The sequence below is a fragment of the Neisseria sp. P0018.S001 genome, from assembly GCF_051957355.1.
GTDB lineage: Bacteria > Pseudomonadota > Gammaproteobacteria > Burkholderiales > Neisseriaceae > Neisseria > Neisseria subflava_A.
The window spans coordinates 1-568 of record NZ_JBQCWN010000046.1 but is presented as its reverse complement, the minus strand read 5'-3'; the positions used below and the strand labels follow the sequence as shown (position 1 = coordinate 568).

General features: G+C 53.0%; 1 protein-coding gene and 1 pseudogene. Both read right to left on the bottom strand.

Annotated elements, in window-relative coordinates; genetic code table 11:
- Positions 1-252: 252 nt before the first annotated feature.
- Positions 253-315, bottom strand: a pseudogene (locus ACTHTJ_RS10745) (transposase); the annotation flags it as partial.
- A gap of 29 nt (positions 316-344) precedes the next feature.
- Positions 345-568 (bottom strand): FAD-dependent oxidoreductase (locus ACTHTJ_RS10740; RefSeq protein ID WP_440362671.1); only part of this gene is annotated, 224 nt, incomplete at its 5' end.

Sequence of the window (568 nt, the reverse complement as noted above, 5' to 3'; positions counted from 1 at the left end):
CGATGTAGCGGCGGCCGTAGCTGGTAATGATTTGGGCGGTATCGGTCATAAATGGTTGGGTCGGGTGGAGTGGATAAAGGGAATGTTCGCGGCGGCGTGGCTGCCTTGCGGCGAAAAGGTATTGTACCGAAATAGGCAGGGGTCGTCTGAAACAATTCTATAGTGGCTTAACTTTAAACCAGTACGGCGTTGCCTCGCCTTAGCTCAAAGAGAACGATTCTCTAAGGTGCTGAAGCACCAAGTGAATCGGTTCCGTACTATCTGTACTGTCTGCGGCTTCGTCGCCTTGTCCTGATTTAAATTTAATCCACTATAGTGCCGCTCAAACCTTATCGGTTTAAAGTTCAAGACGGATAGCGCGACAGGCTCAAGTCGTCGCTGCGGATTTCGGTGTCTTTGCCGCACACGATATCGGCGGTCAATTTTGCCGAGCCCAGCGACATGGTCCAGCCCAAAGTGCCGTGACCTGTATTCAGGAACAGGTTGTCAAAGCGGGTGCGGCCGATTAGCGGCGTGCTGTCGGGCGTCATCGGTCTGAGGCCGCTCCAGAACAATGCCTGATTCAAGT